The sequence below is a fragment of the Mucilaginibacter sp. P1_D10 genome, assembly GCF_056406215.1.
Genome location: NZ_JBFUAP010000003.1, coordinates 325,974 through 341,577 on the forward strand (window position 1 = coordinate 325,974; position 15,604 = coordinate 341,577).

A 15,604-nucleotide genomic window follows, 5' to 3' on the forward strand; every position below is an offset into this window, starting at 1 on the left:
CCATGAGCAACTTAACTACAATAGGCCCTAATGAGATGCAGTTTCTGGATAGCAGCATACCCGTACTTACGGGCGGTACCTATAGGATAGATGTAACGCACGATATAACAGAGAAGTCCTACGGCGTAGAAGGCAATTACAAGCTCAGCCAGGAATTCAAGGTGCTGGCAGCGCGGTTCGCTTTACCGCCGGGCAGCGTACAGGGTCAATACCCCATGCCGGATAGCCGTACCGATTTCCATACCAACCTGCCTTATATTGTATTCAATGAACAAAATTTGCCCTGGGCACGCCAAATCAACGGCGATACAGGCAGCACACCCTGGATGGCCCTGATGATATTCCGTGCAGACGAGATCATATACGATAACCCCATCAACGCGATGCCTAACCCCACGTTATCCACCATGCGCACGGTAAAAACCGAAGTGGCCGGGTACGACAAAAATAAAATCCTGGGCCCCGATATCAAGTTGGATAATGAGCTGGAAAGAAACATTTTGCCGGCGCTGCGGGCAAACACTATTGATGTATTGGCGAGCACGTTCCAGCAACTGGCGCCTACGCTGGCCGAATTGGAATACCTGGCGCATATACGCAAAATAAACAGTGGCGGCCTGGTAGCAGATGGGCAAACCGGCGAGCGCACCTACGCAAACCTGCTGGCCAACCGCCTGGCCAACCCCAATAATGAAGCGCTTTATTATGCCCACCTGGTATCGTTAGAAGGCTGGGCCGAATACCTGCCGGGCGCTACCCCGGCCAAAACCCTCCCTGCCGATCAGAAGCTGCGCCTGGTGAGCCTATACAGCTGGAAATTCAACAACAAAAAAGAAGGGGTAAGTTTCGGCAGACTGATGAAGAAGATGAGTTCGGGTACGCTGCAATTACGTTTCGATGCGCCTGCCGCCTGGCCCCAAAAAGATACGGATTACACCGATGCGCAGAAACAAGTTAAAGCGCGTTACGCCGATGGCTACGTGGCACTTAACCATGATACCCGTACCGGCGAGAAGAGCTTTGCCTGGTACCGCGGCCCATTTAGCCCTGTAAAGCCGGTAATCATCAACAATATAAAACCGGTTATTGCCGCGGGCGATTACCTCACCCATATCACATCGGCAGATAAAGCCATGATTTACGACGCCAAAACCGGCGTGTTCGATCAAAGCTATGCCGTTGCCTGGGAACTGGGCCGCCTGCTAACGCTGGCCAACCGCCCCGCAGCCATTGCCATTTGGCAGTGGAAGAAACAGGGTATGAAAAAACTGCAGGTGCTTAACCTGATGATTGGCCACCAGCTAAAAAGGAAAAGGAAACTGCTGGGCGCCGAAGCTACATTGGAGCTTAACGCCCTGCTTGATGGCGTAAACTGGCTGCAATTGAAAGATGACCTGATGGACGACCAGGCGGGCAAATACATTTTCATGAACTACCTGGGCCGCAGGCTTGGCAAGCACATACTGGGAACAGGCGGCGAAAACGGGCCGGCTGTAGCTATACTGGATCCTTCGGGCGTGCAAAAACATCTGGAGAAACTGCCGGGCGTGCTAAGCAAGGGCGAACTGCAATCGGCACTGGAGAACGGCACCGATCCGCACGTGGCGATCTTCGAAAAACTGGATGCCGCACACCGCGTTTACAGCACGCCTAAACAAGATTAACCCCATTACCTAACCAATACACCCATGAACACCAATATAGGGATAACCCAGATAAAGAATATATTGCAGCACCAGTCCGCACAGCACCTGTTGCACGATGTAGCCGCTACAGACGGTGCGGTTGATAAGTGGCTGGCCCGCCTCATCCTGCTTGGCGATGTGCCTTTCCAGGATTTGATTGCCGATACCCGGCTGCTGCCGCAAAATGCCATCCGCTTTTTTTATGTAGACCCAAGCTGGCTTTACGCATTGATAGATGGTGCGCTAAGCATCGGCACCAACACTTCTGCCGAGGGCCTTTTTACCGCCGTTATGGCCGAAAGCGTGCGCGACCGGTCATCAGTAGTGGCCAATAAAATGCGTGCGAAGCTATTGGGCATGGACAACGCGCTGACTGCCGAGATGGAACCCCTACAGGATAACCTGGTGGCGGGCCTGTTGATGCGATCAGAAATCGTAAGGTCATTCCCGGGGCTTAAGATTATCCCTACCTACTCCTCTAACAGGATCATAAACCCGGTGCCTCTGCGGTACGAAACCCTCAGCGACGATTTGCTGCTGGTGATATTCCCGGCGGTGCCGCAATCTATAAAAATACAGCAGCCGCCACAGGGGCTACAGTTCGGGTTTATAGATAAAGCCACTGCCACCGCGCCGTACCAGGCGCGGCTGCGCAACATCAGCGGCCCAACAACGGGCATGCAGGTGATGAAGGATAGCAAGGAGGTTTTGGCCAACATCCCGTCGGCTACGCTGTTCCGCCCCGATGCAAGCACGGGCGACAAAAAATACGTGGTGGATATTAATACCCTTAAAGGCACCATACAGGCCAGCCTGCAGGCCAGCGGGGCATATCCCCAGCCGGTGAAGCCTATAAGCGCATCGCAGTTTGCCATGCAGATAATCAACACCCCCGAAGAAGCCATATTTGTTAACACCCCAAAAAAAGAAGAAGATGAGCAATAATTCAATTTGGGCAGGGCCAAGGCTTTTGGTGCCCATTACCGTAAACGGGCTGGTGGTTACCCAAGTACCTAATACCACTAAATTCTCTATACAATCGTTAAACCTTAAACAGGAATTCGAAGAATTTGGCCCATTGAGCCCGCGGCTTTTTACGCCAACAACGGCTAAAACACGGCCCGACCCCGGCGTGCACCTTAACTGGGCCCTGCCCGATGGCATGACCAAGGGCAAGATAAATAAAGAGGGCAAGGTAGAGTACCCTTACCTGCCCAACCGCTGGATGATAACCCGCTTCAGTACCGACCCTGGTAAACGCCGGGCCTGGATAGTGAAAAGCGATGAAATGAGCGAAACCCCTTTTCCCGACCAAAAGGTAAACCCGCAAATTATTAAGGACAACAACGGCGTTGCCGAGGTAAAATACATTGGTCACTGGTACGATTTCGAGAATTTTAACGAGCCCGGCGAACCGGCCGAACTGATACTGACAGCAGTGGGCAACTCCGACCCTATGTTTACGGCTTATGCGGGTAATAACGCTTTCGTATTCAGCTTTATAGATAAGCTGTCTGATAGCAATGCGTTGAATGTAAGCTATATGGTATCTGGCTGGTATTCTAATGCTTTGTACGATGTGTTGTACACCAAGCCCAAAGTAGGCAAGGAGTGGGAAGACCGTACCGGTTGGCTGGCCACCATGAATAAACTGCAGTGGAGCGTAGGCAGCCAGGCCATAACAGATAACGAGGACCTGCGCAAAGCCATAGCGGCCGGGCAAAGGTACCTGGGCCAGCAGGGGGTTGAGCCATCTAAGGACATAGAGGGTACATATGCGGCACAAACGCTTTGCCATGGCCTTCTGTTAAACGTAGAGTGGCCGGGAATAACGCACCAACCATCGAGCATGGTGCCGGATGCACGCTTAGATAAATCGAGCGTTTACATATCGGCAGCCAATTCCGCTACAGATTGCCTTGCAGCGTTTATGCAATGGCAGCTGAATTTCAACAACCCTATAAAGAGCGAAGTACCTGGCGACGATAGCGAGGTAGAGATAATGCTGGAGGCTTTTGCCAATAAAATGCTTAACCAGCCCGGCGGCGTGTACGATACGCCCGAATTGCATAATGCCATCCGCGAAGCGTGGTTTGGCAAATTGCCGGGCGGGCGCATATGGGTTGCGCAGGCAATACCCAAAAATGGCACGCCCAACCCTAACGATAGCAAGAGCAGCCTGGCCGAATTGCCCACCAATCGCGCCGATGAATTGGCCGCGCTGAACAGGCTGCAGGCAGATTACGACAGCAAATACCGCGATTTGATCAGCCGTCAAAAACTGCTATATGCCGATTGGCTTAAATGGAATATTGCTAAACAAAGTCTGACGCCGCCGGTAGCGTTGCCGGAGCTGGAGCGCGTACTGAATATATCCTTGCAAAAAGTAAACGAGCTGATGCTGCCTTTGCCAGCTGCAAAAAAAGTGATAGAGGATACCAGCATAGCCCTCAGGACCGAAATAGAGAAAGCATTTGAACTGAAAGATAAGCCCGCGAACGAGTTTTACCGCCCCAACGACCCCGTATTGCTGGTAAACAATGCTAAGCGCAGCTATAAACGCGGCGAGGATATCGTTTATAGCGAATTCGACGATATGCTGTTCACCCGTTTCAGCGGGCAGTTTATCAACAGCTTGGATGTAAAACCCGGCAACGAAGTAAAACGGGTAACCGCGCGCGATATTTGCGAGCCGATGCCTGCCAGGGAAGGCATACCATCAGAAGTTTACGCCTTGCTTGATGAGGCCTACCTGCTCGATACCAACTTTGCGCTACGTATTGCAACAGTGGCCACGGGTGATCCTAAGCCGGATCCTCAATCGGAATTCGTAAAAACCATCATGAAACAGCAAACGCTGGTATGGAACAAACTGCCAGATACGCCTATAGATCAGCGTACTATAGAAGAAATATCGGGCTTCAACGCAAGCGACGAATTATTTCACGTACCCTCTAAAATAGGCGTTACGCAATGGGAGCAACCCTGGACACCGCTTTACCTGGAGTGGCAGGTTGGCTTCGTGCCCAAAATAGATACCGATTTAAGCAACTGGGAGTTCGACGGGCGCGATTTCAACTGGAAGAAAGGCACACCCATCCCAGATCCGCGCCCCGGCGATAAAGTTTTTCAAGGCCGGTCTATCCTTACGCCGGCGCAGGCTGCTATCATGCGCAACCGCCTCGAGGAATTCATCAGTACTTTCGATGGTAAAAAAATCCCGCCCGATTACGAGCCGCTGCAGGATGTTTTGGACGGCGTAGGCAACTGGGACGTGCTTTCGCAAACGCTTACCGGCTTTAGCATGCAAATGCTGCAATGGGATTTGGAGCAGTTTGGCTACCAGCCGCAGGATGCCTTTGCCGGCCCGGTTGGCGATGAAGCCCACGGTATGGTGCTTGCCGGTTACCCAAACAATTTCTTCCCCGTGCGGGCAGGTTTCGTAAATATTAAAAAGTTGTGGATAGTAGACGATTTTGGGCAGGTGTACGATATCACTGCCGACTACGTTCCCTCGGGCAAGGTATTTAATGCCATACCGGGCATTGGCGTACGCCCCGGCGACTATGATATTAAGCTGCAATTACCTACTTCGTTCCAGTTGCCGCCGCGCCTGTCGCAGGGCTCCAGGCTCAATTTTGATTTTATATCGGCCGCAAACGATGCGGTACGCAGCAGCCAATCGTTGCTTACTACCCCGGTGTGCGGTTGGGTATTGCCCAACCACCTTAACCATAGCGTAATGGTGTATGATAATGGCGGGATATTTATTGGCGAGGTAATGCTGATGGGCGCAACCGGTGCGTACCACGCCCAGTGGGTGCCTGCACCTTTTGATGGCTGCCATGCCGATGACATCAGCAACAGGCATTTGAAAGGTTTTGTGCGGGGCTTGCTTGGCGTTGCCAGGGGAGATGAAGGTACGCAGGAGAGCGGCAAGGCCCTCAAAAATTTCTCGCAGGCTATTGATGAAACACTTTGGGGCGTAGATCCCTTGGGCGAGCGTAACAACCAAAGCTTATCTATACTGGTGGGCCGCCCTATAGCGGTAGTGCGTGCTGCCATGGGCCTTGAGCTTTATGGCAATGCCAGCACCAACCTTGCCTGGGAGCGCACCGGCCAAAACGATACCGGCGGCGTAAATAACTACAAGTTCCCGGTTCAGATAGGTAGTCTGGAACTGGGCCAGGATGGCGTGATGGGTTATTTTACTAACGATGATTATTCGGCTTTCAATACCGTACACAACGCCATGATAGTGGACCCTGCATCGCCGCCATACATCGTAAACAAGTACACACCCGTGCAGCCAAATGCAGCAGCCGTGCATATAACCCTGCTGCTGGATCCGCGTGGTGCCATCCATTGTTCTACCGGCGTGCTGCCCGTTTTAAATGTAGAACTGTCCGAATTGTACATAGGCAAGGTACTGGACGATATGCTGGTTGAATTTAAGGCCGGGCCGTTGCTGGTTGATAAAACCCAATGGTGGCTGCCATTGCCGGCCGGCGTGGGGCAGCAATGGAGCTGGCTGCAGCCTTACCGGGAGGATGATGAGCTGGAGTGGTCTGAAGTGCACGAGTTGGTAGCGGCAAACGCAGTACCTCAGATGAGCGCAAGCCCTAAAACCATCGTTGAGGGCAGACTTAAGCTTACAGGCGTACTGGGCGATCAAATGCTGTTGCTCTTCCTGGAAGTTGTTGGGCAAAAACAACCTTACAGCTTTCCTGTCGATACCATCGTGCAGCTTGGCTGGGCATCGCAGGGCGCAACAAGCGCTACGCTGGCTATAGGTAATGCGGATGCGGAAACCGTACCTGCCAATGAGTCGGCTTACGCTTATACAGTAACAAAAACACAGGATATCACCCTAACCATAAGCGATGGCAAAAGCACGCAAAAACTAACCATCAATATAGCAGTAGCATAACTGACCTTAAACAATCAAAAACTAAAAATGAGCACAAACGCAACTCATAGCACAGATAACCCGATAGTGGCTTCTTTATATCCACCGAAGGTAAAAATATCAGCAACAGATACCCAACAGGCCTTCGATGCCATCATCGTGATTATTGAAAATACCGGGCCCGATGTTTACCTGAAGCACGTGCAAATAGACCTCCCCGTAGGCCCGGATGAGAACCAACTGGTACTGGATAATACCGAAGGCGACATACAGCCGGAGGACGACAAGGACTCGCCATGGAAAATAGACAAAAAAGGAGATAAGGCGCATTTTGAAATTAAGCCCAAGGTTTCCGGCGTAACGAAAATACTGTTGGAATCTAAGAAAAGCTTTAGCTTTAAGCTAAACAATGTCATCTTTAACTATAAAGAGGGGACCGCGCAAATTACGGTGAAGGTAGCAGTAGACCCGGATACGAACCTGGAATACAAGCTGGATATTACCAAGGTTATCAATACCGAGGCCAGGCTGATTTTCACTATCGACCACCAGACGATAGACCCAGGCACTGTTTGCAACCTCAATTGGGATGGCGATTTTATAGATACTTACACGCTATCATCGTCTATCAGTCACGATAAAACGGAGTACAAGAAACATGGTGGCTTGCAGGTTAGCCCAACGCGTACTACCCAATACATTATGGACGCTAAGAGCAAAGACACCAATTTGCAAATACAGCGTACCGTTACCGTTTTTAACCCGTTGCTTTCTCCTGTTAAGGTTAGTGCCAAAGCTGTAGACAAGGGGGAATCGGTAGAGCTTACCTGGGCCACCGAGTATGCTGATGGGGTAAAACTGGAGTGTACTGATAAGAGCATCATCTTGAAGGAAAAATATCCGCCGCAGGCACCCGGAGAACAACCTACACCGCCACAGCCTGAAAGGGTATTTATCGGGCCCATCACCAAACCAATAACCATTACCGCATGGGCCGTTAAGGGGTCGGTAGAAAGCGTTAAACAGCACCCGAATGTAGTAATTAACCCACCTTTGATAGAGGCTTTCAATATTACCGCAGAGCCGTTAGCGGCCAACAAAAAATGCAGCTTTAAACTCGATTGGAAGATAAAAAACTACAGTTCTTTCGAAATAATAGAACAAAACGGTCACACGCAGGATATCAGGTTGCCAATACCCGCCGGTGCAGTTGAGTTTGTGGTTGAACCCGCGTACGAACAAACTAAATATAAACTGAACGTTTTCGAGATAGCCACAAAAAAGGGAGAAACAAACGAAGATTGATATTATGGAAAATACAACCAGGATTGCCACCCAAGAGGTAACCGCTATAATAAACAATATGCCTGTGGGCACTATAATGCCCTTTGTGGGCACAGATGCCAAACTTGCAGCTTTAGATGCGAAAGGATGGCTGCTTTGCAACGGGCGCAGGGTAAGCAAAACCAAATACCCCCAATTATTCGACACCATAGAATACATGTGCGGCGGCGAGGGGAACGAATTTGATTTGCCCGATCTGCAGGGGGTGTTCCTACGGGGGGTAGATTCAGCTGATGGGGCCAAACAACGCGACCCGGATTCGGCCGAACGCACATCGCAAAGTAGCGGAGAAAAAATAGGCCGCAGGGTTTTGAGCCGCCAGGGCGATCAGTTTGCCGAGCATAACCACAATATCCACATCGTGGTGCATCACGATAACATACACATGGCAAACAAACCCGAATACTGGAAACCGGCAGTAGACGTAAAATTGGAGAACACATCTAACGCAGGTGGCAAAGAAACACGACCCAAAAATGTGTACGTGTACTATATCATATTTGCCGGGCTGCCAACCTCTTAACCATTAATCAAAGCTAATACACGATGGAAACAATCAACCATGCGCCGGTAACGGCCGAAGCCGTAGCCAATATCTTTAATTTGCCTATAGGCACCATAATGCCCTTCGCCGGCGACAACGACGCAGCTTCGGCACTGCGCAACCAGGGCTGGCTGCTTTGCGATGGTGCGCTGGTGAGCAAGGATAAGTACCCGCAGCTGCACGCTGTGATGAAGAATGCAGCCGGCGCAAAGGGAACTGATTTTAACCTGCCCGATTTCCGCGGCTTTTTTATGAGAGGACACGACCCGGATGCGAAGATGGACCCCGACGCTGCCGACCGCACCCGCCAGGGCGAAGGGGGCAACATAGGCAATAAGGTACTCACCCAGCAACCCGATGCCATGGTAAAACACGTGCATCGCTATAGCAGGCATAAGGCAGACGGCGTTTACTCTATAGGCAAACCCGAAGGTGGTTACCACTGGGATAAATTCGTAGCAGATGCCGGTGACACCTTCGAAGCTGGTACCAGCGTAGAAACACGCCCCAAAAACGTAACGGTAAACTATATCATATTTGCCGGTTTGCCTAAAACTGCATAACCCGGCTAAATAATTGATGATGGAAGATTTACTAAGAAGCGTTGCAACGCCCATAAATATTTGGCCCATAGGCATGATAACGCCTTTTTCGGGCGATGATGCCGCAATTGCCAAACTGAAGGATGAAGGCTGGTTTCCCTGCGACGGTGCGGAATTGGCTCAAACAGCCCATCCCCGCCTTTTTCAGATATTAGGATACAAATGCGGTGGGGCATCCCCAAATTTTTGCGTACCCGACCTCCGCGGCGTGTTCATACGCGGCGTAGATGGCGAAGGCGCAATAAGCCGCGACCCGGATGCTGCTACGCGCAAAAGCCACACCTCTGATGCGCTGGCCCCTAACCAGGTTTTATCCCGCCAGGATACGGAGATAAAAGGCCATGGCCACGTAATGCCACAGGGTTCGCAAGCCGATGCAAAAGCAAAGGCGAGGTCTCCTTTGATGATGGGCGAGCATGAGTACCAAAGATTCGACAAGGCCAAGGCAATAGACGAGATTGTTACAACCGAAACAGGCTTTGCTGAAAGCCGTGGGGTAAACGTATCGGTAAACTATATCATTTTTGCAGGCCCTGCAGTGAAGCCCGCCCCAATCTCAAAACTGTAATAAAAATTACCTACGCGGTTGCTGCCGGCACCGTGATGCTTTATAAACCCAATGACCATGGAAAATAAAAAGGAGGAACCGAAAATATCACAAGCCGTGTCGGCCTGTATTAATGCATTGCCCGCAGGCACCATAGTGCCCTTTGTGGGGAATGATGAAGCAGCGGCAGACCTAAGCGGTATTGGCTGGTTTTTGTGTAACGGGTCAACACTGGGGAAAAACGATTTCCCCCTTCTGTACGACATATTGGGATACGCCTGTGGCGGCAAAGGCCTAAACTTTGCCTTGCCCGACCTGCGCGGCGTGTTTTTACGGGGCGTAGATTTGCCTGCAGGAGAAGCAGGAACTCATCGCGACCCGGATGCAGATAAACGCACCAGCCATACCTCCGATGAGGAGAAAGCCCCCAATAAAATTTTATCGCGCCAGGCGGATGCTTTTAAAAGACATAAACATAACATACCAAACGGGCCGGCATATGTAGACAGCATAAGGTTAGGGGCGTCTCAGTTCGATCGAACGCCCCCAACACTCTATTTGCAAAGATTTGATAAGCCGGGGGCAGGCGTAATAACCCCAACGCTTGATACTGGTGCCCAAGATACCCGCCCGGTAAACGTATCTGTAAACTATATCATTTTTGCGGGGTTGCCCCGGAATAAAGAATAAATGGTGAGGCAGGCGCAATGGGCGTATCTAACATTAATCCTTATAAAACAATAACGAATGGAAAATAACGAGCAGCATCCGCAGATAAAATCGGTTACGCAAGCTTTTATAAATACATTGCCGGTGGGCACTATAATGCCTTTTGCCGGCGATGCTGAAGCAGCTAAGGAACTGAATGCGCACGGCTGGTATTTGTGCGATGGTAAAGGAATGGGAATGGCAGGCCATCACCGCCTTTTTACTATCATGGGAGAAACATGCGGAAAACATTACTCGGAAATTATTCTGCCCGACCTCCGAGGAACGTTTTTAAGAGGAGTAGACGTGCTCGACGAAAAAGAGGGCACCATCCGCGACCCGGATTCGGCAGAACGCACACGCCATGCCACCGCCGAGGTAGTAGGGAACAAGGTTTTATCGCGCCAGGCGGATGCACTTAAAAGCCACAAGCATGATATACCCGAAGGGAAAGGCTCGTTGTATGCGGATACGGTAAAGATATTGATGGGCGATTCGCACGAGTTCGACAATTTCCACAAAGCAGCAGAAGGGAAACCCATCTCCACGGCCGATACCGGGGGGAAGGAAAGCCGCCCGGTAAACGTATCGGTAAACTATATCATTTACGTAGGCTTAAACAACAGCCCGCTATAAAATGGGTTTGCCTGGCAATAGACCGATAAATACACCATACAATATCCATCAAATGGAAAATGCAGTAATAACGACAGCTGAGGTAAACGCGCATGTAGATTTTTGCAGGGATATCAACCAAATAACTATTGTAAAATAACAAACTACTGAGTAATGAAAAATGAAAACGAAGAATCTAAAACAGTTGCGGCCTCCATTTACAATGTGCCTGTTGGTACCGTGATGCCTTTTATGGGGCTTTTTGAGAAGCTTGCCGGTTTAACCGCAACCGGTTGGCATTATTGTAATGGCGATCCACTTAATAAAGACCAATACCCTTTATTATTTGATATGATGGGCTACAGCTGCGGTGGCAGCGGCGCAAGTTTTCACCTGCCCGATATGCGCGGCGTTTTTGTACGCGGCGTTGATGGCGGCCGGAAACAGGATACCGATGCAGCCGACAGGACCAAGCAAGGCTCTACAGATAAAGCAGGCGACGTTGTAGGCAGTTACCAGGGCGATCAGTTTAAAAAACATACCCATAAAACTAAAGTTTATACGCCAAACGACTGGTTTTCGATAACGCATTCAGGAAGCAATTGGAACCCGCCGAAAGATCATACCGCTGTACAAACTGAGCCACAAGATGAAGGGGGCAGCGAAACCCGCCCAAAAAACATCTCGGCATACTATATTATTTTTGCCGGGCTGCCAAAAACCGTTTAACTAATTGATTTTATAACGATATGGAAGTAAGTGATTTAGCAGCTGTAACACAAACGATAACTGCCAATATTTACAATATGCCCGTTGGCACGGTAATGCCCTATATGGGTTTGTTCGAAAACTTGATAGGCCTGCGTGCGCAAGGCTGGCTGCCCTGCGATGGCACGTCGTACTTGCACTCCGAATTCCCTCAATTACATAGAGCGATAGGGAACTCAAGCGGAGGAGATACCAGCAGATTTAACGTGCCCGACCTGCGCGGCGTATTTATAAGAGGTGTGGACCGGCATGACAGCCCCCGCGATCCCGACTCCAAAGACCGCCATGCGCAAAACCCGGGCGGTCTCACTGGTAATGCCGTGGGCACCTATCAGGCCGATGCTTTTAAAAAGCATACTCATAACACTAATGAATGGAAAACGAGTGCATTTAAAATCACACACTCCGATAATCACTGGCATCCGCCATGCGAGAAGAATTCAGTAGCCTCTACTGAGGCGGGCGACAGTGCCGAAACCCGCCCCAAGAATGTGGCCGCTTACTACATTATATTTGCAGGGCTGCCCGCCTGATAAACTTCCTTTTCCCCTTTACTATGGCCTCGTTCTGTTTACCAGAACGGGGCTTTTTTTATCGCCGCCGCTACGGAATTACACTGCCGGCTTCGCTGATTGCCGATATGTCGTTATTTATATCTGTTATTATTTTGTTTAACTGGTTGTTTATAAGTATTTTATGTATTTGGCGCGCCGTTGGCATATGCAAGCAAAATCAACAGCAGTTAAAAATATGTTCCGCTTCAGCATCCCTCAATCAACCGGCCCGCCCACTGTTTTCGGGCAGTAGTTTCTCATCTTAGTGTCATAAACACACCCGGTTTGAAATGTTTGTCCAGGCTGGCCGTCTACAATCGTAACAGCAAAAACACACAAGATGCTTACAAAATTCATTTTAGTGTCACAAACACACTAACAATCAAAATAATCGTAAACTAAGTTGACCATATTAGTCAACTTAGTTTACCTTTGTGCTATCATTTACAAAGTCATGAAAAACGTTGCCACCTACCAAACAGATACTACCGCAGCCGCTGCTAACAGGGCCGCGAATGCTACCCTTCTAAAAACGTCTGCCAAATATATGGTAGAGGCACTGGGTGAGGGTATCAAGCAAAGCCTTAACGGTATGGATATCAACGTAGAGTTCATCACCCTAACCGTTCGCAGCGTAGCGCATGCATCGGGCAAGGGCGTAAAAAAGCTAATAGAAAAATATAGCGCAGCAGGCCGCCAGGTGGCCCAAAAGCGCTTCCAATATAACAACACAGCTACCTTATCTCATTCCTAACAACACCAACATGAAAACTTTATACAAACCCCTCATAAAAAGTTTTATTTTACTACTGCTCGCATTAACGGCTTTTACCAGCCTGCATGCGCAAAATACCGTAGTAAAAGGCACTATAACCGATGCCAAAACGCACAAGCCGATGCCTTACGTAACCGTAACGTTTGCGGGCAGCACTATTGGCAGCGGCACCAATACCCAGGGCCGCTACAGCATCAGCACTACCGAAAAATACAGCCAGATACAGATAACCTTCGTAGGCTTTAAAACTACAACCCGCACCATAGAAGCCGGCAAAGAGCAGGAACTCAACATTGCCTTGATAGAAGATAACCAAACGCTGAGCGAAGTGGTGGTAAAATCGGGCAAGAAGAAAAAATACACCAATAAAGATAATCCCGCTGTTGCACTGATACGCCAGGTGATTGCGCACAAAAAACAAAACCAACTGGAGGACTACAACTTTGCCGAGTACAAACAGTACGAGCGCATGAGTTTTTCGTTGAGTAACCTGAGCGAAAAATTCAAAAACAAACGCATATTCAAAAACTACCAGTTTTTGTTTAAGGAGCAGGATTCTACGCTCATTGGTGGCAAAACATTGCTGCCGTTATACCAGGAAGAAAAACTATCTGATAACTACTACCGCAAATCGCCATATGCAAAAAAGCAAGTGATATCTGCCAACAAACAGGTGAAATACGATGAAAGCTTCGTAGATAACCAGGGCCTCACTACATACTTTAACCGCATGTACCAGGATATCAACATCTATGATAATAACGTATCGTTGCTGAGCAACCAGCTATTGAGCCCTATAGCCGACCACTCGCCCGATTTCTATAAATTCTTTATTACCGATACCCTCAAGGATCAAAAACCCAACCTGATAGAGTTGAGCTTTACGCCGCGCAATACCAACGGCCTGTTATTCGAGGGGAGGATATACATCACCATGGATGGTAACTACGCCGTGCAGAACGCGGTGTTGAACGTAAACAAGAACATCAACCTCAACTTCGTGCGCCAGATGCAGGCCACGCTTGCCTTCGAAAAAAACAACGATGGCAAGTACCACCTTAGCCAAAGCGACCTGAAGATAGAGTTCGGTATCAACAAAAATAAAGGCGGCGGCGTATATGGCGAGCGTTTGGTATCTATCAACAACTTTGTGGTAAACTCGCCCCGTACAGATGATACTTACAAAGGCCCCGCGCAGGTTTTTGCAACTAATGCCGACGATAAAGACGATAAATATTGGCTGATGAGTCGCCCCGACACGCTGGATGCAGCAGCTGCCAGCATCTACAAAAATATCGATAGCCTGCAAACCATCCCATCGTTCAAAAAAACCATGGATATTGCTACGCTGGTGCTTGCCGGGTACAAAAATTATGGCAAGTTTGAGGTTGGCCCCGCCAATACATTCTACAGCTTTAACCCGGTAGAAGGCTTCCGCCTGCGTTTAGGCGGTCGCAGCACGCCGCAACTGAGCAAGCGTTATTACTTTGAAACTTATGGTGCCTACGGTACCAGGGATAAAGAGTGGAAATACTTTTTAAGCAGCACTTATTCCATCAATAATAAATCCATCTACTCGTTCCCGCAGAATTATATAAGGGCAAGTTTCCAGCATGATACTAAGGTACCAGGCCAGGAACTGCAATTCGTGCAGGAGAGCAGCGTGCTGCTATCATTCAAGCGCGGTGCAAACGATATTTGGCTGTATAATGATATCTTCCGTTTAGATTACGTGCACGAATTCAGCAACCATCTTTCGTATTCTATCGGTTTCAAAAAATGGAACCAGGATGCAGCAGGTGCTTTGAAGTTTCAGAACTTGTTGCCAAACGGTAACCTGAACGATGTGGGCACGATCCACACCTCCGAACTTTCAGCATCTTTGCGCTGGGCCCCGCACGAAAAATTTTACCAGGGCAAGCTATACCGCACGCCTATACCTGATAAGTACCCCATTTTTACCTTGAACTATGCACAAGGCGTTAAGGGCCTGGCAGGCGGCGATTACAATTACCAAAACGTAACGGCCAATATCACCAAGCGTTTCTACCTTTCGCAATTGGGCTTTACCGATGTAAGCACAGAGGGCGGCTACTTATTTGGCCAGGTGCCTTTTCCATTGCTTGATATTCACCACGCCAACCAAAGTTATGCGTTCCAGCTGTATTCATACAACTTAATGAATTTCCAGGAATTCGTGAGCGACCATTATGCCAGCATCAGCATAGACCATAACTTCAACGGCTTTTTGTTCAATCGTGTGCCATTGCTTAAGAAATTGAAGCTGCGCGAGATTATCGACTTTAAAGCACTTTGGGGCGGCGTACGCAGCGAGAACGACCCAACTAACAATGCTAACCTCCTGCGTTTCCCATCGGGGGCTAACGGCGGTACCTATGCGCTGGGTTCAACCCCGTATATTGAAGGAAGCGTTGCCGTAGGTAACATATTCAAGGTACTGCGTATCGACCTGGTAAAACGCTTTACCTACCTGGATAATCCCGGCGTATCTGAGTACGGTATAAGGGCCTTTGTTAAGTTCGATTTTTAATG

The 15,604-nt window shown here is 49.4% G+C and carries 13 protein-coding genes; all 13 read left to right on the forward strand.

The genetic code is table 11. The annotated features are described in order from the left end of the window. Positions 1–2 precede the first annotated feature (2 nt). The 13 genes from AC1DYT_RS05850 (at position 3) to AC1DYT_RS05910 (ending at position 15,602) form a co-directional block, all read left to right on the forward strand. A complete protein-coding gene (locus tag AC1DYT_RS05850; protein WP_477468704.1) occupies positions 3–1,664 on the forward strand; it encodes a hypothetical protein in 1,662 nt (553 codons plus the stop codon). Between the two features lie 24 nt (positions 1,665–1,688). Next, complete coding sequence (locus AC1DYT_RS05855; RefSeq protein WP_477468705.1) at positions 1,689–2,630, forward strand: hypothetical protein; 942 nt, start codon at positions 1,689–1,691, stop codon at positions 2,628–2,630. Then, entirely contained in the window at positions 2,620–6,615 is a 3,996-nt protein-coding gene (locus AC1DYT_RS05860) for a hypothetical protein (RefSeq protein WP_477468706.1), read from the forward strand. The genes AC1DYT_RS05855 and AC1DYT_RS05860 overlap by 11 nt, the downstream gene beginning before the upstream one ends. A gap of 27 nt (positions 6,616–6,642) precedes the next feature. Continuing rightward, positions 6,643–7,899, forward strand: coding sequence for a hypothetical protein (locus tag AC1DYT_RS05865; RefSeq protein WP_477468707.1), 1,257 nt, complete (start codon positions 6,643–6,645; stop codon positions 7,897–7,899). 4 nt (positions 7,900–7,903) lie between these two features. Further along, on the forward strand, positions 7,904–8,461 hold the full coding sequence (locus AC1DYT_RS05870; RefSeq protein WP_477468708.1) for a phage tail protein: 558 nt from the start codon (positions 7,904–7,906) through the stop codon (positions 8,459–8,461). Positions 8,462–8,484: 23 nt separating this feature from the next. Next, positions 8,485–9,045 (forward strand): tail fiber protein, encoded by a 561-nt coding sequence (locus AC1DYT_RS05875; RefSeq protein ID WP_477468709.1) that lies wholly within the window; start codon positions 8,485–8,487, stop codon positions 9,043–9,045. Positions 9,046–9,064: 19 nt separating this feature from the next. Beyond that, positions 9,065–9,652, forward strand: a complete 588-nt coding sequence (locus AC1DYT_RS05880; RefSeq protein ID WP_477468710.1) for a phage tail protein — start codon at positions 9,065–9,067, stop codon at positions 9,650–9,652. Between the two features lie 57 nt (positions 9,653–9,709). Further along, positions 9,710–10,321: a phage tail protein gene (locus tag AC1DYT_RS05885; RefSeq protein ID WP_477468711.1), complete on the forward strand. Its 612-nt coding sequence runs from the start codon at positions 9,710–9,712 to the stop codon at positions 10,319–10,321. Positions 10,322–10,378: 57 nt separating this feature from the next. After that, entirely contained in the window at positions 10,379–10,975 is a 597-nt protein-coding gene (locus AC1DYT_RS05890) for a phage tail protein (RefSeq protein WP_477468712.1), read from the forward strand. 153 nt (positions 10,976–11,128) lie between these two features. Further along, positions 11,129–11,683: a phage tail protein gene (locus tag AC1DYT_RS05895; protein ID WP_477468713.1), complete on the forward strand. Its 555-nt coding sequence runs from the start codon at positions 11,129–11,131 to the stop codon at positions 11,681–11,683. A 20-nt stretch (positions 11,684–11,703) separates the two neighbouring features. Beyond that, positions 11,704–12,255, forward strand: coding sequence for a phage tail protein (locus AC1DYT_RS05900; protein ID WP_477468714.1), 552 nt, complete (start codon positions 11,704–11,706; stop codon positions 12,253–12,255). A gap of 475 nt (positions 12,256–12,730) precedes the next feature. After that, the gene (locus AC1DYT_RS05905) at positions 12,731–13,030 is read left to right on the forward strand and encodes a hypothetical protein (RefSeq protein ID WP_477468715.1); all 300 of its coding nucleotides are present in this window, start codon (positions 12,731–12,733) and stop codon (positions 13,028–13,030) included. Positions 13,031–13,040: 10 nt separating this feature from the next. Beyond that, on the forward strand, positions 13,041–15,602 hold the full coding sequence (locus AC1DYT_RS05910) for a DUF5686 and carboxypeptidase-like regulatory domain-containing protein (protein WP_477468716.1): 2,562 nt from the start codon (positions 13,041–13,043) through the stop codon (positions 15,600–15,602). The last annotated feature ends 2 nt before the right edge of the window (positions 15,603–15,604 follow it).

Excerpts from the sequence above, each read along its gene's own strand:
- AC1DYT_RS05900 (WP_477468714.1), top strand. The coding sequence starts at position 11,704 with ATGGAAGTAAGTGATTTAGCAGCTGTAACACAAACGATAACTGCCAAT.
- AC1DYT_RS05860 (WP_477468706.1), top strand. The coding sequence starts at position 2,620 with ATGAGCAATAATTCAATTTGGGCAGGGCCAAGGCTTTTGGTGCCCATT.
- AC1DYT_RS05910 (WP_477468716.1), top strand. The coding sequence starts at position 13,041 with ATGAAAACTTTATACAAACCCCTCATAAAAAGTTTTATTTTACTACTG.
- AC1DYT_RS05850 (WP_477468704.1), top strand. The coding sequence starts at position 3 with ATGAGCAACTTAACTACAATAGGCCCTAATGAGATGCAGTTTCTGGAT.
- AC1DYT_RS05880 (WP_477468710.1), top strand. The coding sequence starts at position 9,065 with ATGGAAGATTTACTAAGAAGCGTTGCAACGCCCATAAATATTTGGCCC.
- AC1DYT_RS05870 (WP_477468708.1), top strand. The coding sequence starts at position 7,904 with ATGGAAAATACAACCAGGATTGCCACCCAAGAGGTAACCGCTATAATA.
- AC1DYT_RS05865 (WP_477468707.1), top strand. The coding sequence starts at position 6,643 with ATGAGCACAAACGCAACTCATAGCACAGATAACCCGATAGTGGCTTCT.
- AC1DYT_RS05875 (WP_477468709.1), top strand. The coding sequence starts at position 8,485 with ATGGAAACAATCAACCATGCGCCGGTAACGGCCGAAGCCGTAGCCAAT.
- AC1DYT_RS05905 (WP_477468715.1), top strand. The coding sequence starts at position 12,731 with ATGAAAAACGTTGCCACCTACCAAACAGATACTACCGCAGCCGCTGCT.
- AC1DYT_RS05885 (WP_477468711.1), top strand. The coding sequence starts at position 9,710 with ATGGAAAATAAAAAGGAGGAACCGAAAATATCACAAGCCGTGTCGGCC.
- AC1DYT_RS05895 (WP_477468713.1), top strand. The coding sequence starts at position 11,129 with ATGAAAAATGAAAACGAAGAATCTAAAACAGTTGCGGCCTCCATTTAC.
- AC1DYT_RS05855 (WP_477468705.1), top strand. The coding sequence starts at position 1,689 with ATGAACACCAATATAGGGATAACCCAGATAAAGAATATATTGCAGCAC.
- AC1DYT_RS05890 (WP_477468712.1), top strand. The coding sequence starts at position 10,379 with ATGGAAAATAACGAGCAGCATCCGCAGATAAAATCGGTTACGCAAGCT.